Annotated in this window: 22 protein-coding genes; 15 read left to right on the forward strand and 7 right to left on the reverse strand. The window is 58.7% G+C overall.

All coding sequences use genetic code 11. The features are described 5' to 3' along the window. Positions 1–90 precede the first annotated feature (90 nt). Complete coding sequence (locus tag ALO80_RS21035; protein WP_174518966.1) at positions 91–1314, reverse strand: CaiB/BaiF CoA transferase family protein; 1224 nt, start codon at positions 1312–1314, stop codon at positions 91–93. 9 nt (positions 1315–1323) lie between these two features. Further along, positions 1324–2505, reverse strand: coding sequence for an acyl-CoA dehydrogenase (locus tag ALO80_RS21040; RefSeq protein ID WP_055010389.1), 1182 nt, complete (start codon positions 2503–2505; stop codon positions 1324–1326). 155 nt (positions 2506–2660) lie between these two features. Here ALO80_RS21040 and ALO80_RS21045 point away from each other — a divergent pair, with 155 nt between their 5' ends. The 10 genes from ALO80_RS21045 (at position 2661) to ALO80_RS21090 (ending at position 12445) form a co-directional block, all read left to right on the forward strand. Then, on the forward strand, positions 2661–3569 hold the full coding sequence (locus ALO80_RS21045) for a LysR family transcriptional regulator (RefSeq protein ID WP_055010390.1): 909 nt from the start codon (positions 2661–2663) through the stop codon (positions 3567–3569). A gap of 423 nt (positions 3570–3992) precedes the next feature. Beyond that, a complete protein-coding gene (locus ALO80_RS21050; RefSeq protein WP_055010391.1) occupies positions 3993–5114 on the forward strand; it encodes a Re/Si-specific NAD(P)(+) transhydrogenase subunit alpha in 1122 nt (373 codons plus the stop codon). Positions 5115–5124: 10 nt separating this feature from the next. Further along, on the forward strand, positions 5125–5448 hold the full coding sequence (locus tag ALO80_RS21055) for an NAD(P) transhydrogenase subunit alpha (RefSeq protein ID WP_054984944.1): 324 nt from the start codon (positions 5125–5127) through the stop codon (positions 5446–5448). Beyond that, positions 5445–6899: an NAD(P)(+) transhydrogenase (Re/Si-specific) subunit beta gene (locus tag ALO80_RS21060; RefSeq protein ID WP_055010392.1), complete on the forward strand. Its 1455-nt coding sequence runs from the start codon at positions 5445–5447 to the stop codon at positions 6897–6899. Before ALO80_RS21055 ends, ALO80_RS21060 begins: the two co-directional genes overlap by 4 nt. A 179-nt stretch (positions 6900–7078) precedes the next feature. Further along, positions 7079–8572 carry an acetyl-CoA hydrolase/transferase family protein gene (locus ALO80_RS21065; protein ID WP_054984942.1) on the forward strand — a complete coding sequence of 498 codons (1494 nt, stop codon included), beginning with the start codon at positions 7079–7081 and terminating at the stop codon, positions 8570–8572. 320 nt (positions 8573–8892) lie between these two features. Beyond that, entirely contained in the window at positions 8893–9108 is a 216-nt protein-coding gene (locus tag ALO80_RS21070) for a DUF1127 domain-containing protein (protein WP_002555870.1), read from the forward strand. Positions 9109–9419: 311 nt separating this feature from the next. Next, on the forward strand, positions 9420–9737 hold the full coding sequence (locus ALO80_RS21075; protein ID WP_054984941.1) for a DUF2388 domain-containing protein: 318 nt from the start codon (positions 9420–9422) through the stop codon (positions 9735–9737). A gap of 86 nt (positions 9738–9823) precedes the next feature. Further along, entirely contained in the window at positions 9824–10129 is a 306-nt protein-coding gene (locus tag ALO80_RS21080) for a DUF2388 domain-containing protein (protein WP_055010393.1), read from the forward strand. Positions 10130–10166: 37 nt separating this feature from the next. Further along, the gene (locus ALO80_RS21085; protein ID WP_002555873.1) at positions 10167–10487 is read left to right on the forward strand and encodes a DUF2388 domain-containing protein; all 321 of its coding nucleotides are present in this window, start codon (positions 10167–10169) and stop codon (positions 10485–10487) included. Beyond that, positions 10484–12445 carry a DUF7844 domain-containing protein gene (locus ALO80_RS21090; RefSeq protein ID WP_055010394.1) on the forward strand — a complete coding sequence of 654 codons (1962 nt, stop codon included), beginning with the start codon at positions 10484–10486 and terminating at the stop codon, positions 12443–12445. The genes ALO80_RS21085 and ALO80_RS21090 overlap by 4 nt, the downstream gene beginning before the upstream one ends. Here ALO80_RS21090 and ALO80_RS21095 read toward each other — a convergent pair whose 3' ends face one another. The 5 genes from ALO80_RS21095 to ALO80_RS21115 all read right to left on the reverse strand — a co-directional run bounded on the left by ALO80_RS21095 (position 12446) and on the right by ALO80_RS21115 (position 15523). Beyond that, a complete protein-coding gene (locus tag ALO80_RS21095) occupies positions 12446–12823 on the reverse strand; it encodes an SCP2 sterol-binding domain-containing protein (RefSeq protein WP_054984938.1) in 378 nt (125 codons plus the stop codon). Positions 12824–12990: 167 nt separating this feature from the next. Next, positions 12991–13434, reverse strand: a complete 444-nt coding sequence (locus ALO80_RS21100; protein ID WP_054984937.1) for a hypothetical protein — start codon at positions 13432–13434, stop codon at positions 12991–12993. Positions 13435–13681: 247 nt separating this feature from the next. Beyond that, positions 13682–13957 carry an HU family DNA-binding protein gene (locus ALO80_RS21105; RefSeq protein ID WP_002555877.1) on the reverse strand — a complete coding sequence of 92 codons (276 nt, stop codon included), beginning with the start codon at positions 13955–13957 and terminating at the stop codon, positions 13682–13684. A 188-nt stretch (positions 13958–14145) separates the two neighbouring features. Then, complete coding sequence (locus ALO80_RS21110; protein WP_055010395.1) at positions 14146–15294, reverse strand: NAD(P)/FAD-dependent oxidoreductase; 1149 nt, start codon at positions 15292–15294, stop codon at positions 14146–14148. A gap of 61 nt (positions 15295–15355) precedes the next feature. Beyond that, a complete protein-coding gene (locus ALO80_RS21115) occupies positions 15356–15523 on the reverse strand; it encodes a rubredoxin (RefSeq protein ID WP_054986759.1) in 168 nt (55 codons plus the stop codon). 186 nt (positions 15524–15709) lie between these two features. On the opposite strand from ALO80_RS21115, the gene ALO80_RS21120 reads away from it, so the two are divergent. The 5 genes from ALO80_RS21120 (at position 15710) to ALO80_RS21140 (ending at position 20840) form a co-directional block, all read left to right on the forward strand. Beyond that, positions 15710–16270 carry a chorismate--pyruvate lyase family protein gene (locus ALO80_RS21120; RefSeq protein ID WP_054986760.1) on the forward strand — a complete coding sequence of 187 codons (561 nt, stop codon included), beginning with the start codon at positions 15710–15712 and terminating at the stop codon, positions 16268–16270. Further along, complete coding sequence (gene ubiA / locus ALO80_RS21125; protein WP_055010396.1) at positions 16270–17160, forward strand: 4-hydroxybenzoate octaprenyltransferase; 891 nt, start codon at positions 16270–16272, stop codon at positions 17158–17160. The genes ALO80_RS21120 and ubiA overlap by 1 nt, the downstream gene beginning before the upstream one ends. Before the next feature lie 167 nt (positions 17161–17327). Then, positions 17328–18017: a phosphate regulon transcriptional regulator PhoB gene (gene phoB / locus ALO80_RS21130; protein WP_002555882.1), complete on the forward strand. Its 690-nt coding sequence runs from the start codon at positions 17328–17330 to the stop codon at positions 18015–18017. Between the two features lie 60 nt (positions 18018–18077). Continuing rightward, on the forward strand, positions 18078–19400 hold the full coding sequence (gene phoR / locus ALO80_RS21135; protein ID WP_055010397.1) for a phosphate regulon sensor histidine kinase PhoR: 1323 nt from the start codon (positions 18078–18080) through the stop codon (positions 19398–19400). Between the two features lie 99 nt (positions 19401–19499). Next, positions 19500–20840, forward strand: a complete 1341-nt coding sequence (locus tag ALO80_RS21140) for a hemolysin family protein (protein WP_054986763.1) — start codon at positions 19500–19502, stop codon at positions 20838–20840. Positions 20841–20880: the final 40 nt, after the last annotated feature.

Below are 20880 nucleotides of genomic sequence, written 5' to 3' on the forward strand. Positions count from 1 at the left end.
TCAACCGTTAATTTCAAAAACATCGAAATTAACCGCGAAGCCCCTGCAGTCATATAGAAAAGCCGCTTGCGAACGTTTTCTTCTATATAGCTACACAACCCCCAAGTCGCGCAGCAAGGCCATCGCCTCACCATCAATCCCCAAAAGCTCATGCAATACTTGCGCTGTATGCTCTCCCAATAAAGGAGGTGCCCTTTTGTATTCGACTGGCGTTTCCGATAACCGAATCGGGCTGGCGACCTGCGGAACGCGACCACCCAGCGCATGCGGGATCTCTATAGCCAGCCCCCGCGCAACAACCTGTGGATCCGCGAACACCTGAGCAAGGTTATTGACCGGCCCGCACGGCACCCCGGCTGCCTCCAGCTCATCAATCCACTGGGCAGTGGTCTTGAATACCGTAGCCTGGCGAATCAGCGGAATCAGTTCGGCACGATGCGCCACACGCAGCGTGTTCGTCAGGAAGCGTGGATCAACCGCCCATTGCGGCTGCCCCGCCACCTCGGCAAATTTCCTGAACTGACTGTCATTACCTACTGTAAGGATCAGGTCGCCATCGGCAGTGGGAAAGTCCTGATACGGCACTATGTTGGGATGAGCATTTCCCAAGCGCCTGGGCGCGACGCCGGTAGTCAGGTAGTTCATGGCCTGATTGGCCAGGCAGGAAACCTGTACATCGAGCAGTGCCATATCGATGTACTGACCGATATCGCTCTGCTCACGATGAGCCAGGGCAGCGAGAATGGCAGTCGTCGAATACAGACCCGTGAGAATGTCGGTGAGCGCCACGCCGACCTTGACCGGACCAGCACCCTCCTCGCCCTCCGGCAGACCGGTAAGGCTCATCAGACCACCCAGCGCCTGAATCATGAAATCGTAGCCCGGACGCCTCGCGTAAGGCCCGCTTTGCCCGAAGCCCGTAATGGAGCAATAGATCAGCCGGGGATTGACCGCCTTCAGCGACTCGTAATCCAGACCGTAAGCTGCCAGCCCGTCAACCTTGAAGTTTTCAATCACGATGTCGGACTTCGCCGCCAGCTCGCGCACCAACCTTTGCCCTTCAGGGCGCGTAAAGTCGATCGTGACTGACTGCTTGTTACGATTGGCCGACAGATAGTAAGCAGCCTCGGTGGTGTTCTGGCCGGCCGCGTCGCGAAGAAACGGCGGGCCCCACGAGCGCGTGTCATCGCCACATCCCGGTCGCTCCACCTTTATGACGTCAGCCCCGAGGTCGGCAAGTATCTGACCGGCCCAAGGCCCGGCCAGGACTCTCGATAAATCGAGCACCCGGATATGCGAAAGCGCCCCCATGATCAGCCCTCCTTAATAGAAAGCCTGAATGCCGGTCTGCGCACGCCCCAGAATCAATGCATGCACGTCATGCGTGCCTTCGTACGTGTTCACCACCTCCAGGTTGACCAGATGCCTGGCGATGCCGAACTCGTCCGAGATGCCGTTGCCGCCCAGCATGTCGCGAGCCATGCGCGCTATATCCAGCGATTTGCCGCAGGAGTTGCGCTTCATGATCGAAGTAATCTCTACGGCAGCCGTGCCATCATCCTTCATACGCCCCAGGCGCAGACAGCCTTGCAAGGCCAGAGTGATTTCAGTCTGCATGTCCGCGAGTTTTTTCTGAATCAATTGATTGGCGGCCAATGGACGACCGAACTGCTGACGGTCGAGGGTGTATTGCCGTGCGGTGTGCCAGCAGAACTCCGCAGCGCCCAGAGCTCCCCAGGAAATGCCATAACGCGCCGAGTTGAGACAGGTGAAGGGGCCTTTCAAACCGCGCACATCGGGAAAGATGTTCTCTTCAGGCACGAACACGTTATCCATGACAATCTCGCCAGTGATCGATGCGCGCAAACCGACCTTGCCATGAATGGCCGGGGCGCTCAGGCCCGCCCAGCCTTTTTCAAGAACGAACCCGCGAATATCATCGGCATCGTCCTTGGCCCACACCACAAACACATCTGCGATCGGGCTGTTGGTGATCCACATCTTGCTGCCGCTCAGACGATAACCACCCTCCACGCTCCTGGCACGGGTAATCATCGCTCCAGGATCGGAACCATGGTTGGGCTCGGTCAGGCCGAAGCAGCCGATCCATTCGCCCGAGGCCAGTCTGGGCAGATATTTTTCTTTCTGAGCCTGCGTACCAAATTCATTGATAGGCACCATGACCAACGACGACTGCACGCTCATCATTGAGCGGTAGCCCGAATCGATGCGCTCGACTTCACGAGCGATCAATCCATAACAGACGTAGTTCAGGCCGCTACCGCCGAACTCTTCGGGGATCGTTGCCCCCAGCAGACCCACTTCGCCCATCTCGCGAAAAATAGCCGGATCGGTTTTCTCGTGACGGAACGCTTCCAGCACGCGCGGGGCCAGCTTGCTCTGGGCGAACTGCTCGGCAGTATCACGGACCATGCGCTCTTCTTCAGTAAGCTGTTGATCCAGCAGCAATGGGTCAATCCAGTTAAAGCTCGCCTTACCGCTCATACCTGTTCCTCATGTTCAGCTGAAAAATCCTGTAACGATCCTAGCTCTGGTCCAGACCCACGACAAACGAGGTTTTATCAAGTCGGCGTGATAATTTCTCACTCCGAACCAGTAAAAATCGCTATCAGACGAAAACATCAGTGAGCAGAGAGTACATGCGACGAAAAATACCCAGCACCACCGCGCTGGTAAGTTTCGAGGCCGCTGCGCGGCACGAGAGCTTTACCAAGGCCGCTCACGAGCTCTCTCTGACACAAGGTGCCGTATGCCGACAGATCGGCGGGCTGGAAGAGTTCCTCGGCGTCGAGCTGTTCCGACGTTCTCGACGGGGCGTGAAGCTCACAGAGGCCGGCCTTTCCTACAGCCGCCGTGTTGCCCTGCAACTGGACGCGGTCGAGCGCGACACGCTTTCCATCATGGCACCACAGGGTGCCAACGCAATCGAACTGGCCGTGGTGCCTACTTTCGGCACTCAATGGCTGTTGCCGCGCCTGAAGGATTTCCAGCGCAGACACCCCGATGTCACGGTTCACCTGACCAACCGTACACGCCCCTTCCTGTTCGCCGATACCGACTTTGACGCTGCTATCTATTTCGGCGACGCAGACTGGTCCGGCACCCAGTCGCACAGGCTGATGAGCGAGAACTCAATGCCCGTCTGCAGCCCATCGCTCCTAGAGGGCCAGGACAGCCTGAGTGCAAGCGCGCTGGCCGAGCGGCCACTGCTTCAACAGACCACCCGACCCTATGCATGGCGGCAATGGTTCAACGCGCAGGACATGGATGTCGCTCGCGACATGACAGGGCCTCGCTATGAGCTGTTTTCGATGCTGGCGCAGGCGGCCATGCACGATATGGGTGTAGCGCTGATCCCGCCCTTTCTTATTCAGCGCGAACTGCAGGAAAAACGCCTGGTGATTGCCAATACGCGTTCGCTGCCCGGCGGCAAGGCTTACCACCTGATGATTCCCGAGCGCAAAGTGGAGTCGGCGTCATTGAGTGCATTCCGGGACTGGCTGGTCGGGCAGGCCAGGGATTACCAGCTGCCGCAGAATCTGGACTGATCGCTATTCTCTCGTAGTGCTTATCGACAAGCACCTACAGATATAACCTTATGTCGTTTTAAGACAACTCTCTGTGCATTGCAAAAAATCAGGTTATGCCCCTATGTTTGCAGGTGATTTGACCTGATTCGCTCGATTTTTCACGAGTACAGGAGAAAAAGTTTTATCACCTGATTTTTATACGGAATATCGCCACAGCCCCCGCAGGCAAAGAGCTCTGAAGAATGACTGCGACAATAGGTCACAGTATGACTTGTAGTTCATCTATAGTTTCGTTACAGAATGTATTGAAGCCCGCCGACTTCGTCTGCAAAATGCCCCGCCCCTCCTTGAAAGGGGCGTGCTGATTGGCCATGCCAGACGCACCAGCCGTAGTGCACAGGCCTACATACGAACGATAAAAAATCGCGCAGGAGATTTGTCGTGCACATTGGTGTTCCTCTCGAAACGCAAGCGGGCGAAACCCGGGTGGCTGCCACTCCGGAAACCATCAAGAAGCTGATCAGTCAGGGTCACAGGGTGACGGTGCAAAGCGGCGCAGGCATTCATGCCAGTGTTCCGGACAGCGCTTATGAAGCTGCAGGCGCCATCATCGGCAATGCTGACGAAGTGTATGCGGGCGATCTGATCCTCAAGGTCGTCGCACCGGACGACAATGAGCTGAACCTGATCAAGAGCGGTTCGGTGGTCATCGGCATGCTCAACCCCTTCAATAACGAACTTATCGGCAAGATGGCGGCGCGTGGTGTTACTGCATTCGCCCTGGAAGCCGCACCGCGTACGTCCCGCGCGCAGAGCCTTGATGTGTTGTCTTCGCAAGCCAACATTGCAGGCTATAAAGCCGTGCTGCTTGCCGCACATCACTACCCGCGCTTCATGCCCATGCTGATGACCGCTGCCGGCACCGTGAAGGCGGCACGAGTGCTCATCCTCGGCGCAGGTGTTGCGGGTCTGCAGGCCATTGCCACCGCCAAGCGTCTGGGTGCCGTGGTAGAGGCGTCGGACGTACGTCCGGCCGTGAAGGAGCAGATCGAGTCGCTGGGTGCCAAATTCATCGATGTGCCTTACGAGACCGACGAAGAGCGCGAATGCGCCGAAGGCGTTGGCGGTTATGCACGGCCCATGCCTGCCAGCTGGATGCAACGCCAGGCTGCAGCCGTTCATGAGCGCGCCAGGCAGGCGGACATCGTCATCACCACTGCTTTGATTCCAGGCCGCAAGGCACCGGTGCTGCTCAGCGCTGAAACCGTGGCACAGATGAAGCCCGGCTCGGTGGTGATCGACCTGGCTGCCGCACAAGGCGGCAACTGCCCGCTGACCGTGGCCGATCAAGTTGTTGTCGAGCACGGCGTGACCATTGTCGGCCACACCAATCTTCCTGCCTTGGTCGCAGCCGATGCTTCTGCACTCTACGCCCGCAACCTGCTGGACTTCATGAAGCTGCTGTTCGACAAGGACGGCACATTCTCGATCAACCTCGAAGACGACATTGTCACCGCGTGCCTGATGTGCCGCGACGGGCACGTCGTGCGCAAGAACGGCTGAGGACACACCAATGGAAGAGCTGATTTCCCCCGGCATCTACAACCTGATCATTTTTGTGCTGGCAATCTATGTCGGCTACCACGTGGTCTGGAACGTCACGCCTGCGTTGCATACACCACTCATGGCAGTAACCAACGCCATCTCCGCCATCGTCATCGTTGGCGCCATGCTCGCCGCTGCGCTGACCGTAACGCCGCTGGGCAAGACGATGGGCACCCTGGCTGTCGCGCTGGCGGCGGTGAATGTGTTTGGCGGATTCCTGGTTACCCGACGGATGCTGGAGATGTTCAGGAAAAAGGCCCCCAAGGCAAAGGATGAGGCGCCGAAGTCATGAGCATGAATCTGGTAACCCTGCTGTACCTGATCGCATCGATCTGCTTTATCCAGGCACTCAAAGGCTTGTCGCACCCGACCACCTCGCGCCGCGGCAATCTGTTCGGCATGCTCGGCATGGGCCTGGCGGTCGTCACCACAATCGGCCTGGTATTCAAGCTGGCGGCGCTTTCTACCGCTGAAGGCACGCATGCGGGCATTGGTTACATTGTGGTTGGCCTGTTGGTGGGAGGGACCGCCGGGTCAATCATGGCCAAGCGTGTCGAAATGACCAAAATGCCGGAACTGGTTGCGTTCATGCACAGCATGATCGGCCTGGCAGCAGTGTTTATCGCCATCGCCGCCGTCGTCGAGCCTCAGTCACTGGGCATCGTTCGCAACCTCGGTGATGCCATTCCGGCGGGTAACCGTCTGGAGTTATTCCTTGGCGCAGCAATCGGTGCGATCACCTTCTCTGGCTCGGTGATCGCCTTCGGCAAACTGTCGGGCAAATACAAATTCCGGTTGTTTCAGGGCGCACCGGTACAGTTTGCCGGTCAGCACAAGCTCAACCTGGCACTTGGCCTGACGACGCTGTTCTTTGGCCTGACCTTCATGTTCACCGGCAGCCTCACGGCCTTTGCAATCATGCTCGCGCTGGCGTTCGTGATTGGCGTATTGCTGATCATCCCGATCGGTGGTGCCGACATGCCGGTAGTGGTCTCGATGCTTAACAGCTATTCGGGCTGGGCGGCGGCTGGTATCGGCTTTTCGCTGAACAACTCGATGCTGATCATTGCAGGCTCGCTGGTAGGCTCTTCGGGCGCGATCCTGTCTTACATCATGTGCAAGGCGATGAACCGCTCGTTCTTCAACGTGATCGGCGGCGGCTTCGGTGGCGCAACGGATTCCGCAGGGCCTGCCGGCAACAAGGAGGCCCGCCCCGTCAAGTCAGGCTCGGCAGACGATGCAACCTTCCTGCTGACCAACGCCGACACTGTGATCATCGTGCCGGGTTACGGTCTGGCCGTCGCCCGCGCGCAGCACGCGCTCAAGGAACTGACGGAAAAGCTGGTCCACCGTGGCGTTACCGTGAAGTACGCCATCCACCCGGTCGCCGGGCGCATGCCGGGGCACATGAACGTGCTGCTGGCCGAGGCCGAGGTGCCTTACGATCAAGTGTTCGAGATGGACGATATCAATTCCGAGTTCGGTCAGGCGGACGTGGTGCTGGTGCTGGGTGCCAACGACGTGGTCAACCCGGCCGCCAAGAACGATCCGAAATCCCCCATCGCCGGCATGCCGATTCTGGAGGCGTTCAAGGCCAAGACCATCATCGTCAACAAACGCTCGATGGCCAGTGGTTATGCAGGTCTGGACAACGAGCTGTTCTATCTGGATAAAACCATGATGGTGTTCGGAGATGCCAAAAAGGTGATCGAGGACATGGTGAAGGCAGTCGAAAACGCCTAGCCTGACCCTGCCTCACGAAAGCCCCGGCTCGCTTGGCGACCGGGGCTTTTTACATTTCGCGTAACAGTGTTTTACGCTGAAACCCGCCAATTAGAGCGCTCAAATGCGACCTTGGTAGCAGGACGAAGCCCGTCCGACGCTCTAGACTTGTCGCTCGCTTCTATCTACGAGACAGACCCATGTACCGTGACCGTATCCGCCTGCCCTCCCTGATGAGCAAGGTTATGAGCGCAGCCGACGCTGCCGCCCTGATTGAAGACGGCATGACCGTCGGCATGAGTGGCTTCACCCGCGCAGGCGAAGCCAAGGCCGTACCTCATGCGCTGGCCGAGCGCGCCAAAGTGACTCCACTGCAAATCAGCCTGATGACCGGAGCCAGTCTGGGCAACGATCTGGACAAGCAGCTGACCGAGTCCGGCGTACTGTCGCGGCGCATGCCCTTTCAGGTCGACAGCACGCTGCGCAAGGCGATCAACAACGGTACGGTGATGTTCATCGACCAGCACCTGTCCGACACGGTCGAACTGCTGCGCAATCGGCAGATCAAGGCTGTGGACCTGGCGGTGATCGAGTGCGTTGCGATTACCGAAGAAGGCCATCTGGTCCTCAGCACCTCCGTGGGCAACTCGGCCAGCTTCGCCATTCTGGCCAAACAGGTCATTGTCGAGATCAACCTGTCCCAGCCGCTGGAGCTGGAAGGTCTGCATGACATCTATATACCCAGCTACAGACCGACGCGCCTGCCGATTCCGGTGCTGGAGGCAGACTCGCGCATCGGCAGCCATGCAGTGAAGATCGATCCGGCGAAGATAGTCGGCATCGTTATCAGCAACCAGCCTGACTCGCCTTCCACAGTCACGCCACCTGATGCGGATACTCAAGCCATCGCCAATCATCTGGTGGATTTCTTCAAAAAGGAGGTTCGCGAAGACCGTCTGACCGACAAGCTGATGCCGCTGCAGGCGGGCATCGGCAACATCGCCAATGCCGTGATGCATGGCCTGCTGGCGTCGCCTTTCACGGACCTGACCATGTACTCCGAGGTACTGCAGGACTCGACGTTCGACCTGTTCGACGCAGGCAAACTGACCTTTGCCTCGGGCAGCTCCATGACGTTGTCGGCAGCCAAACACGCCGAGGTCTTCGCCGACTTCAATCGCTACAAATCCAGACTGGTGCTGCGCCCTCAGGAAATTTCCAATCACCCCGAGGTGATACGCCGCCTGGGTATCATCGGCATCAACACGGCGCTGGAGTTCGACCTGTACGGCAACGTCAATTCCACCCACATCTGCGGGACGCGAATGATGAACGGCATCGGCGGCTCGGGGGATTTTTCGCGCAATGCGCACCTTGCGATATTCGTCACCAAGTCGATTGCCAAAGGCGGTGCAATCTCCAGCGTTGTGCCTATGGTCAGCCATGTCGATCACACCGAACACGATGTCGACATCCTGGTGACCGAGCAGGGCCTGGCGGATCTGCGCGGCCTCGCACCTCGCGAACGCGCGCGAGTGATCATCGATAACTGCGTACACCCGGACTATCGCAACGCGTTGAACACTTATTTCAGTGCCGCCTGTGCGCTGGGTGGGCATACACCGCATATCCTTCGGGAAGCACTGAGTTGGCACATCAACCTGGAAGAAACCGGGCGCATGCTGCCGGGCTGAACAGGACAGTTGGAAGTGAACAAGACATCTTACGGGTCACTTCCAACCCCTACCTGGCTGCTTCCTGAAAAACTGTACTGCTGTACCGGTCATAAAATCGCCTTAAAACACCGGAATCACCATAATCGACCACAAAATGCACCTATATGGTGCCTACCGGTACAGTTGCCCCATTTATGAACAAAACAGTGCCCGATCACAGTTAACTGAACCCTCACAATACAAGTGAACTGTGTCTATGGAAGCTGTACGCGTACGAGGAAAATGGGCACCAGTCAAGCAACTCACTTATCCCGCCACAAGCGGAAGGAAGTCACACCATGGAACGTACAATCAGTTCCGATCTGTTCAGCGAAAGCACTGTTACCACCGCAAAAGCTTCTTTGCCTCTGCGCGTATTCGCCAACCTGATGCTCTGGCAGCGTCGCCTGTCCAGCCGCCATCAACTGGCTCGTCTGGATGCACGCCTGCTGGCTGACGCCGGTATCAGCGAATCCCAGCGTTACGAAGAGCTGAGCAAGCCGTTCTGGCGCTAAACCAGCGCTCGCTGGTCCAGGCCTGCAGGTCTCTCGCCAGCACACCGAATTGCTTCATACAAAACCCGTCTCGGGCAACCGAGACGGGTTTTGTCGTTTTCGGGTCGGACTTCATCGCTCCTGAGAGAAGCAGTACAGTTGTATATTTTTCAGGTTTATCAGATACAGTTACCAAAATCTTGCAAACCCTGCTACGCAGCATCATCACCCATCATGACAAGCGCGGTATCGGTGGGATAGTCTAGCGCTCTACCTCAGCCGTTTGGCTTCGCAGGCCGTCTGTGCCCCTTCGTCCACAATGGAACTCGATCATGTCTCTGCTACGTAACCTTGGCGCTGCCTTTCTGTTGACTGCCGCAGCAGGTGCCAACGCCTCCAGCTTCATTGTGACCACTGACGCAGTGGTCGATGCCGTCAACGCATCGACGCGTGCCACTTCCAATGTTTCTTCCTCCCTGAAAGACGACAAGATCGTGCTTGCCGCCCGCGACGACGCTGCCAGCTTCGTGGCCAGCTCCGGCGACATCCGTAGCGCTCGACTCGAAGGCGCTTTGCAGCACATCCGCCAGGTCCTGCCTGAACTGCAAGCTACCGACAGCCAGCTGGCTCAGGCCATTCTGGCCATCTGACCGCTGCGCCCCGGCTACGAGCCGGGGTAGCTCTGGCCCGCGCATTGCGCTAGCCTTGGAGCCTGTTTTGCTGGTTCGTGAAAGTCATGCGTTTAGTGCACCTTCTGTATATCGTTCCTTTTGCCAGCCTGATGTACGTCAGCCAGGTTCAAGCGTTCGATACGACCACGCAAGGTCTGGTCAAGACCGGCTATGCCACCAGCCAGGTCTCGACAGGACCGTTCGATAACAAACTGATCATGGCAGCCCGTGACGATGCTGCTGCATTCATCGCCAGCGGCGGAGAGATGCGCGGCGCACGCCTCGAGTCAGCGCTGCACGCTCTGCGTGAGACAAGCGCAAAACTTCGTGCCAGCGACCTTGAACTGGCGCAGGCAATCCTCGTCCAATAGCCACTTTCCCCCTTTTGCGTACTGGAGACGTCACTACATGCGTACCCCGCTGATTGCTGCTTCCCTTGGCCTGCTGTTGCTGGCCGATTTTGCCCAGGCTCAGACCGTTGTAGCCACGAGCAACATCATCGTTCGCGCGTTCGGCCGTACCATCGATTTCACCTCGGACACCACCACCTCGATTCGCGATTCCAAAGTTGTGCTTCAGGCCAAGGATGACGCCGCCAGTTACGTTGCCAGCGGTGGAGACATCCACGGCGCCCAGCTGGATGCAGCCTTCGACACGTTGCGTACTCGCGTGCCTGAAGCACGTGGCGCGAGCGATCAGACTCTGGCTGAAGCAATCCTCGCATTGTGAGGCGGTTTCGCGCCTGGCTGTTTGCTGGCGCGCTGTCGCTGGTCGGGACACATGCCTTTGCCAGCCTGAAGCTGGAACTGCACACCGACGGCCTTGATGCGCCCCAACAGCAAGCCAGCCAGACGCTGCTCGACGAAGCCATGCACGCGCTGCCACCCCGCTTCGTCGAGGCGCTGGACCGAACCGTCGAGGTAAGCTGGTCCGGTGACATGCCGCAAAATGCCTACGGCCAGGCTGCCGGCCCTTATCAGCTGTACCTCAACAGTCACTTGCTGGCCTCGTTGACCGACGGCTCCGCCGCAACAGCCCAGACCGGTCGTCCGCATGGCACGGTACGCCGGGAATTGCTTGCCACTGTCCTGCATGAGCTGACCCACGTCTATGACCGGGCTCGCCTGTGGTCGCCGACCGAGCGAGCGGCTATTTTTCGCTGTGCATCGCGCAACAGCTCAGTGGGCAAGATCGGCCTGCCCGACGACTGCCGGGGTCAGACCGAGCGACGCTTTACCCTCAGTGACGACCCTCGCCTGCTGGATCTGGCGGGCTGGCAGCAATATGTCGGCCGTCGCGGTGAGCGTGAGGAACATAACGGTCAGGTCGCACGCAGCCCCGATATCTACGAAACCACCAGCCCGCTGGAATTCGTAGCCGTGAACATGGAGTATTTCCTCCTCGACCCGGCCTACGCCTGCCGTCGCCCCGCACTGTATGCATATTACAAAGAGCGCTTTGGCTGGGCCCCCGCTGAACGGGATGAATGCCCGACCTACTACCCTTATCTGAACGCCGGTAGCGACTTTGGTCGGGAACCGCTGGGCAAGCTGGACCCGGAACGGGTCTATGCGGTGGATTATCTGCTGGCCGAAGCAAATCAGAACTGGGCGAGCCGCTGGGGCCACAGCATGTTACGCCTGGTGATCTGCAAACCGGGTCGCCCACGTGGCCCGGATTGCCGCCTGGACCTTGACCAGCATCTGGTCCTGTCTTATCGGGCATTCGTCGGCGATGTACAGCTGTCCAGCTGGGACGGCCTGATGGGGGCCTACCCGTCACGGCTGTTCGTCTTGCCGCTGGCGCAGGTCATTGATGAATACACCAAGACCGAACTGCGCAGCCTGGCCTCCGTGCCAATCAAATTATCCCGCCCGGAGATCGAGGGGCTGGTTCAACACGCTGCCGAGATGCATTGGAGCTACGACGGCAACTACTATTTCCTGTCGAACAACTGCGCGGTGGAAAACCTCAAGCTGCTGCGCAGCGGCACCCACAACCCCAAGCTCGTCGGTCTGGACAGCATTTTGCCCAACGGTCTGCTTGAAGTCCTGAAAGGCCGCGGGCTGGCGGACACCAGTGTGCTCGACGACCCCAGGGAAGCATTGCGTCTGGGCTACCGGTTCGACTCTTACCGCGACCGCTATCAGGCCATGTTCGAGGTCCTGAAAAAACACCTGCCTATCAAGCAGAGCACTGTCGAAGAATGGATGACATTGTCGGCCAGCGAACGCAGCCAATGGTTTGAGAAAGCCTACCTGCGCACCAGTGCTGCCATGCTGTTGCTGGAACAGGCGAGCCTGCGCCGACAATTGCTTTTGGCGCAGGACGAGGTCAAACAACGTTACCTCGGCGCACGGCAATCTAACGACGGCAGGGTCTCCAAAGCCACTGCGACGCTGCAGGAGATCCTCGCCAGTAGCGGGTTCCTCAGCCGGCCGGCCGAGCTGCTGGGTAGCGGCGGGTACGGTTTGCCACAGGCAGGTGAATGGCAGCGGCTTGAAGCAGAAAGCAGTCAGCGTCAGAAACAGCTCAAGCGCTTGACCGGTGATCTCGACAAGGAAGTGCGCGCGTTGCTGGGGCCTGAGCGCGCCCGGGAAATTGCGGCCAACGAAGCCAATCTCAAACAGATGTCCGAGCACCTTCGAGCGCTGCACAAGGCTGCAGGCGGGCTGCAACTGCCATGATCAGGCGGCTTTCTTTTTCGGTTTGAGGTATTTGACCAGGCCCTGGAACCAGATCACCAGGGCCGGGTTTCCCTTGATCTGAATGTCCTTGTCCTGAATGCCCTTCATGAAGGCCAGCTGCTTGTTTTTCGCCTGAAGGGTGGCAAAACCAAACGCGGCATCACGAAACGAGATGGCGAAGGCTGGCTCTGCAACAAGACCGCTGGCACTGCGAATGCGCTGATCGTGCACCACGAAGTGACGCGCGATCTTGCCATCTGCGGTCTGCAACTGAAATGTAAGGTCCTTGCCAGCCAACTGCTGCTGGAAGGCGGGGTTGTTTCGACTGGCACGGGCCATCAGCAGACCCAGCATCCACAATAGAAAACGAAATTTCATACACGGCCTCTGAACGCACTGGATCCGGTGATCGGGATCGGCGGAGCAGTGTAGCCGGTTATCCGCCCAAAACCTGTAGGACAAGATGGATTTCGAGGGAGATCGGTACAAAACACCTGTTGAATGCGAGGATGCTGCTCCGCGTGGAAAGCAGCATCCCGATTGCATCAACGAATGCTGTTGATGCTGCCTTTGCTGCCGGTAACCTTTACATCCACTTTCTTGAAGATGAAGTAGTCCTTGATGCTGACCTCATAACGCGGTGCCACGATCAAATCGGCACCGGAGGACTTGACTGCCTTGTAGGCCGCTGCAGCCTTGGTCGTCGACACAGGATCAGGCAACGCCAGACCCAGGCCGCCACCGCCGCTCGCGCCACCATAGGTCACGCCATCGGCGAACTGGTTATCGCCACCGAAACTCAGGAAATTGAACAACACATTGGTGGAGGACTCGCCGCTGATAGTGCCGCCTACCTTGACGTCTGCCTTCAGATCGGTTTTGACCGTGCCTTCCAGCGGTACGCTTGGCTGGCTGACGTTATAGCTCACACAGCCGCTGGTAGCCGCGATCAGAGCTGCAACAGCAGCAAACTTCCAAAGCTTTTTCATTCGAGATTTCCCAAGAGTCATTGAAGGGGTGCAGCAGGGGCGGAACTCTAAGGGAATCAGCAACGAGAAGAAGTCAGGCAAAGCTGGAGCTTGGGAAGGCAATCATACGGAAAGGAGTAGGACAATTCTCAACCGGAGCGTGACGCATCATCGGCGACAGACGACATCAACAAAAAGCGGGCATCCAGACTACCTGGTATGCCCGCCTGCGAGTTGCCCGCCTCCCGCCGAGGCGCACAACAGGGTGTCAAGGGTTGACGCTGTCTTTCAGGGCTTTCCCCGGTTTGAAGGCAACCGTGTTGCTTGCCTTGATTTTAACCGGCTCCCCGGTCTGTGGGTTCTTGCCGGTCCGGGCGCCGCGATGGCGTTGCAGGAATGTACCGAAGCCTACCAGCGTGACACTGTCCTTGCGGTGCAGTGCGCCAGTAATCTCTTCAAGGATGGCATTGAGAACGCGATTGGATTGCTCTTTGGTGAGATCCGCCTTTTCAGCAATGGCGGCTGCAACTTCTGGTTTACGCATATGAAGCCTCTTTACGGTTTTTGTTTTTATGTCCCGCGCCGCTTTTGTGAAAACGGCAACAAGGTGCCGCGACGGCTCTACGTAGCGGCAGACAAGACCGAGGATGGCATGCCGAATCGACCCGCGCCAGTGCGCGGGCGAGGTTTATTGGCAAAAATACGTGGTCTATCCGACAAAATGACGCGAATTCATGCCAATAACGCAGGTAAAACCTTGTTCAGTGCGAGCTTTTCCATAACCGCAGTGCCGGTCAGCGCATAGCCCAACAGATTGCCATCCGCGTCATGACACAGCGCCTTGATATCAGAGCCCTGCCCTTCGACACTCCAGTGGCCATCAGTCCCACGCGGTGGTGGTGAAACCACCAGCGGACACGCCGGTGTTTTTACCGTGATCGGCATGGGCCCATATTTTACGGCGGTCGGCGTTCCAGACAGCGTCTGCGCCAACGCCCGAGCGCAGCTCATCAATGGCATGACGTAGAGCAGGTTGAGGCCGTCCACTTCAGCGCAGTCGCCCAACGCGTGGATATTGGCGTGAGAGGTCTGTAGCTGGCGATCCACCAGAATGCCGCGCCCGGTCTGCAAACCGGCAGCTGCGGCCAGATCGATGCGTGGGCGCAGCCCAATGGCCGAAACCACCACGTCGCAGTCAATCACCTGCCCGTCCGACAACTGCGCTTGCAGCCCCTTATCGATGCGATTCAGGCGCGTCATCACAGGCCCCAGATGGAAACGTGCACCCAGGCTTTCAAGGCCGGACTTCACTGCCGCCGCAGCGGCTGGAGGCAGCAAGGTCGGCATGACCTGCTCGCACGGCGCAACCAGATCCACTTCGTAGCCGCCAAGGATCAGGTCGTTGGCGAATTCGCAGCCAATAAGCCCTGCACCGAGGATCAGAACCCGCTTTTTGCCCGCCGCCGCCGCCCGAAAACGGGCGTAATCCTGAAGATCGTTGATCGGGAAAATAGCATCGCCTGCGTCACCTTTCACCGGTACGCGAATGGTTTCGGCACCCCAGGCCAGCACCAGATCGCGGTAATCAACCGCCTCTTCGCCGATCCACAAGCGTTTGTGCCCGGGATCAATCCCGCTGATCCGCGTATGCGTACGGATTTCGGCCTTGAGCTGATCGGCCATGGCACCCGGTTCCGCCATGCTCAGGCCGTCGGCTTCCTTGTTTTTGCCAAACCCGGTGGACAGCATCGGTTTGGAATAGGAGCGGCCATCGTCGGCCGTGATCAATAGCAACGGCGTCTCCGCGTCCAGCTTGCGAAACTCCCGGGCGAGGTTGTAACCCGCAAGGCCGGTGCCGATGATGACGACAGGTGCGCTCATTGTTCTTCCCTATTCAGTGTGTTTTCTGCCCGTTGTTGCCAGCTTCGTCGGCGGGCAGCAATCAGGCGATTTCGATCATTTCGAAGTCCATTTTGCCCACGCCGCAATCCGGGCAGAGCCAGTCTTCCGGCACGTCCTGCCAGAGCGTGCCAGGCGCAATACCGTCATCCGGCCAACCGTCCGCTTCGTTGTAGATCAGGCCACAGACGATGCATTGCCACTTCTTCATGTTCGGTTCTCTCGTTTATCAGGCTGGATAGCATACGACGGTCGATTGCCGTCTGAACGGGCGTTGTACTGATCGGCAGGCCCGGATGCAAGCCCGATTCTATAACCTGAGGTTCTGCCGGCCATCGGTCGAGGCGTTCAATCATGCTAAGCTCGCGGCCTCGTTGGCTGCCGGAACTGGCTTACCGTGACCCAGCAATCCCCCGCATTCATTAGCCCGATCTGGCTCAGGCGCGAGCAGTTGATCGATGCGCCCGAACCGCTGTTGCTCGAGTGGTTATTCAATCAGGACTCCCTCACACGCCGACTGAACCGTTTGTCCGACGGCGGCTTCAGCGTACTCCCGCAGTTCGAAGGCTGGCAGGCGTTGCGCCGTGATGAATGTCTGGCGCTTGACCTGCCGGCGACCAGCGAAGGCTGGGTGCGTGAGGCTTACTTGCGTGGCAATGACAGCCATTGGGTGTTCGCCCGCAGTGTCGCCGCTCGCAGTGCCTTGCAGGACGGTGGTCTGAATATGGATGAGCTGGGCACTCGCTCGCTCGGTGAGTTGTTGTTCAGCGATCCCGCGTTCGTGCGCGGCCCGCTTGAAGTGTGTCATTACCCTGAGGCCTGGCTGCCTGCTGCCGATGCAGCGCGCGGACTGTGGGCACGCCGCTCGCGATTCAGCCGCGGTGCGTTGAGTGTACTGGTCGCCGAAGTTTTCCTGCCCGCGCTGTGCAATGCGATCCATGACAAGGACCACGCCTGATGTACCTGTCCCTTCTCAAATCCCTCAATCGTCTGAGCCCACGCGCCTGGGATTTCATCCAGCTGACGCGTATCGACAAGCCCATAGGCGTTTACCTGCTGTTATGGCCAACCCTGTGGGCGGTCTGGATTGCAGGCAAGGGATCGCCATCGCTGAAGACTGTGTTCATTTTTATCCTCGGCGTCTTTCTGATGCGCGCAGCAGGCTGCGTGATCAATGACTTCGCCGACCGCAAGGTGGATGGCCACGTCAAACGCACCGAGCAGCGTCCTCTGGTCAGCGGCAAAGTCAGTTCACGGGAAGCGCTGGTGCTGTTTGCGGTGCTGGTCGGACTGAGCTTTGTGCTGGTGCTGTTCACCAACGCGACAACGATCTGGCTATCGTTCGGCGGTCTGGCGCTGGCCGCCTGCTATCCGTTCATGAAGCGCTACACCTATTACCCGCAAGTGGTGCTGGGTGCCGCGTTTTCGTGGGGCATGCCGATGGCGTTCACTGCAGAAACCGGTGACCTGCCAGCGGCGGCATGGCTGCTGTATATCGCCAACCTGCTATGGACCGTGGGCTATGACACCTATTACGCCATGGTCGATCGCGACGATGACCTGAAAATCGGCGTGAAATCCACGGCGGTACTGTTCGGTGACGCTGACCGGGTGATTATTCTGACGCTGCAAGGCCTGGCGCTCGGTTGCCTGATGCTGGCCGGTGCGCGGTTTGAATTGGGTGCATGCTTCTACACTGGCCTGCTCGCCGCAGCAGGATGCTTCGTCTGGGAGTTCTGGAGCACCCGTCAGCGCGAGCGGGACGCCTGCTTCAAAGCCTTTTTGCACAACCACTGGGCCGGGCTGGCGATATTTCTCGGTATCGTCGCCGACTACGCAGTGCGCTGAAGACGGCCTCTGCCACCCGCCTTCCGATTGAAATAAATGCAGGATCGCGAGGCCCACGGGCCTGCGCGGCCTATCGGCGTGCTAGCCTCATCCCTGCCTGTCACACGACTGCAATAATTCCGTTATCTAATGCGCCCCAAGACAGTTAAATGACAAGAGGTTCGAGCATGGCTGGCAGGAGCATCCTGATCGTTGACGACGAAGCGCCTATTCGTGAAATGATCGCCGTTGCGTTGGAAATGGCTGGATACGACTGTATTGAAGCCGAAAACTCTCAGCAGGCCCACGCGATCATTGTCGACCGCAAGCCCGACCTGATTCTGCTCGACTGGATGCTGCCAGGCACATCCGGCATCGAGCTGGCCCGCCGCCTCAAGCGTGATGAGCTGACCGGGGATATCCCGATCATCATGCTGACCGCCAAAGGTGAAGAGGACAACAAGATTCAGGGACTGGAAGTCGGCGCTGACGATTACATCACCAAGCCCTTCTCGCCTCGCGAGCTGGTTGCACGCCTCAAGGCCGTGCTTCGTCGAGCGGGTCCGACTGACGGCGAAGCGCCTATCGAAGTCGGCGGTCTGCTGCTCGACCCGATCAGCCACCGCGTCACCATCGATGGCAAACCGGCTGAAATGGGCCCGACCGAATACCGTCTGCTGCAGTTTTTCATGACCCACCAGGAGCGCGCCTACACCCGTGGCCAACTGCTCGATCAGGTCTGGGGCGGCAACGTCTACGTCGAAGAGCGCACGGTGGACGTTCATATTCGCCGCCTGCGCAAGGCCTTGGGCGATGCGTATGAAAATCTGGTACAAACCGTGCGCGGCACTGGCTACCGGTTCTCTACAAAGAGCTGACAGGCGTTGCGTCGATGCAGGGCGACAGCCAGTGCAGACCAGACAAGGATTTACCCCTAATTGAATCAAAATTGGCACGGCACCCTGATACGTCACATGTTGTTGCTGGTCACCGCCTGCCTGTTGGTCGGCCTGATCAGTGGGCAGTATGGCTGGAGCCTGGCCACCGGCCTGGGCCTGTATCTGGCCTGGACCCTCAAGCAACTGTTGCGCCTGCATGACTGGCTGAGCAGCCACAAGGCTGATGAGCCTCCCCCGGACGGTTACGGACTGTGGGGCGAAGTCTTCGACAGTATCTACCACCTGCAACGCCGTGATCAGCGTGTCCGCGGTCGCCTGCAGGCCGTCATCGACCGGGTACAGGAATCCACAGCCGCCTTGCGCGATGCCGTGATCATGCTCGACAGCGAGGGCAATCTGGAGTGGTGGAACCGGGCCGCTGAAACCCTGCTGGGCCTCAAGACGCCACAGGACAGTGGCCAGCCTGTGACCAATCTGGTGCGACATCCGCGCTTCAAGGAGTACTTTGCACTGGGCGACTACAGCGAGCCGCTGGAGATCCCCTCGCCGACCAGCGACCGCGTACGCATCCAGCTGCTGATTACCCGCTACGGCAACAATGAGCACCTGATGCTGGTGCGCGACGTGACGCGCATCCATCAGCTGGAACAGATGCGCAAAGACTTCGTCGCCAACGTATCTCATGAGCTGCGGACGCCGTTGACGGTGATCTTCGGCTATCTGGAAACCCTGCTCGACAACGTGGACGAGGTCAATCCGCGCTGGGTGCGGGCATTGCAGCAGATGCATCAGCAAGGCGGGCGCATGCAGACGCTGCTCAACGACCTGTTGCTGCTGGCCAAGCTTGAAGCGACTGATTACCCCTCCGACAATCATCCGGTAATGGTCAATACCTTGCTCAAGACCATCACCGCCGATGCCAACGCATTGTCGGGCAGCAAAAATCAGCAGATCCACCTCAGCCTGGAAAGCGATATGCGCCTCAAGGGCAGCGAAAGCGAATTGCGCAGCGCGTTTTCCAACCTGATCTTCAATGCCGTCAAATACACCCCGGCAGAGGGTGTGATCCGTATTCGCTGGTGGGCCGACGAACGGGGCGCACACCTGAGCGTGCAGGACTCGGGGATCGGCATCGAGACCAAACACCTGCCGCGCCTGACAGAACGGTTCTATCGGGTGGACACCAGCCGCGCATCGAATACCGGTGGCACGGGGCTGGGCCTGGCCATCGTCAAACATGTGCTGCTGCGCCATCGCGGCCATCTTGAAATCAACAGTGTTCCGGGCAAGGGCAGTGTTTTTACCTGTCACTTTGCCAGCGGCCAGTTGTCCAAACCCGCGAGCGACGATTCAGACTACTAGGCAATCATGCTTCGAGCCGCTACATTGCCGGGTTCATAGCGTCCTCTGCGGCGTGACATTATTCTCTTTCTGTTAATACGGACCCTGCAAAACCCCATCATGGACCCTTCCCCTAGTTTTAACCTGTCTTCACTCTTTGCCGATTTCGGCATGATTCTTTTTGCTTTGTTCCTGGTCCTGCTCAACGGCTTTTTCGTTGCGGCAGAGTTCGCCATGGTCAAGCTGCGCTCGACCAAGGTTGAAGCCATCGCCGACAAGAACGGCTGGCGCGGGCACATTCTGCGCAAGGTCCACGGCCAGCTGGATGCCTACCTGTCGGCCTGCCAGCTAGGGATCACCCTCGCCTCTCTGGGCCTGGGCTGGGTCGGCGAACCGGCATTTGCGCATCTGCTGGAGCCGTTGCTCGCGGCAATCGGCGTCGATACTCCGGAGCTGATCAAAGGCATATCGTTCTTTACTGCATTCTTCATCATTTCCTATCTGCACATCGTCATCGGCGAGCTGGCCCCAAAATCATGGGCGATCCGCAAACCGGAACTGCTGTCGCTGTGGACAGCGGCGCCGTTGTACTTCTTCTATTGGTTGATGTACCCGGCGATTTACCTGCTCAATGCCAGCGCCAACGCCATTTTGCGTATCGCTGGCCAGGGCGAACCCGGCCCGCACCACGAACACAGCTACAGCCGCGATGAGCTGAAGCTGATTCTGCACTCCAGCCGTGGCCAGGACCCGAGCGATCAGGGGATGCGCGTGCTGGCGTCTGCTGTCGAGATGGGCGAGCTGGAAGTGGTCGACTGGGCCAACTCCCGCGAAGACATGGTTTCGCTGGATTTCAATGCGCCGCTCAAGGAAATCCTCGCCTTGTTCCGCCGCCACAAATTCAGCCGTTACCCGCTGTATGACGCTGAGCGTGGCGAGTTTGTCGGCCTGTTGCACATCAAGGACCTGTTGCTGGAGCTGGCGGCGCTGGACCACATCCCGGAGTCGTTCAACCTGGCTGAACTGACCCGGCCGCTGGAGCGCGTTTCCCGGCACATGCCGCTGTCGCAGTTGCTGGAGCAGTTCCGCAAGGGTGGCGCACATTTCGCCGTGGTCGAAGAGGCCGACGGCAAGATCGTTGGCTATCTGACCATGGAAGATGTGCTGGAAGTGCTGGTGGGCGACATCCAGGACGAACATCGCAAGGTAGAGCGCGGCATTCTTGCGTATCAGCCGGGCAAGCTGCTGGTGCGCGGCGATACGCCCTTGTTCAAGATCGAGCGCCTGCTGGGCATCGATCTGGATCATATCGAAGCCGAGACACTGGCCGGCCTGATCTACGACACGCTCAAGCGCGTACCGGAAGAAGAAGAGCAAATGGAAGTCGAAGGCCTACGCATCATCATCAAGAAGATGAAAGGCCCGAAGATCGTCCTGGCCAAGGTGCTGAAGCTGGATTGACCCGATCAGCGCCGCCTGTTCAAAACCGGACGCAGAGCGT

Source organism: Pseudomonas caricapapayae, from assembly GCF_001400735.1.
GTDB classification, from domain to species: Bacteria; Pseudomonadota; Gammaproteobacteria; order Pseudomonadales; family Pseudomonadaceae; genus Aquipseudomonas; species Aquipseudomonas caricapapayae.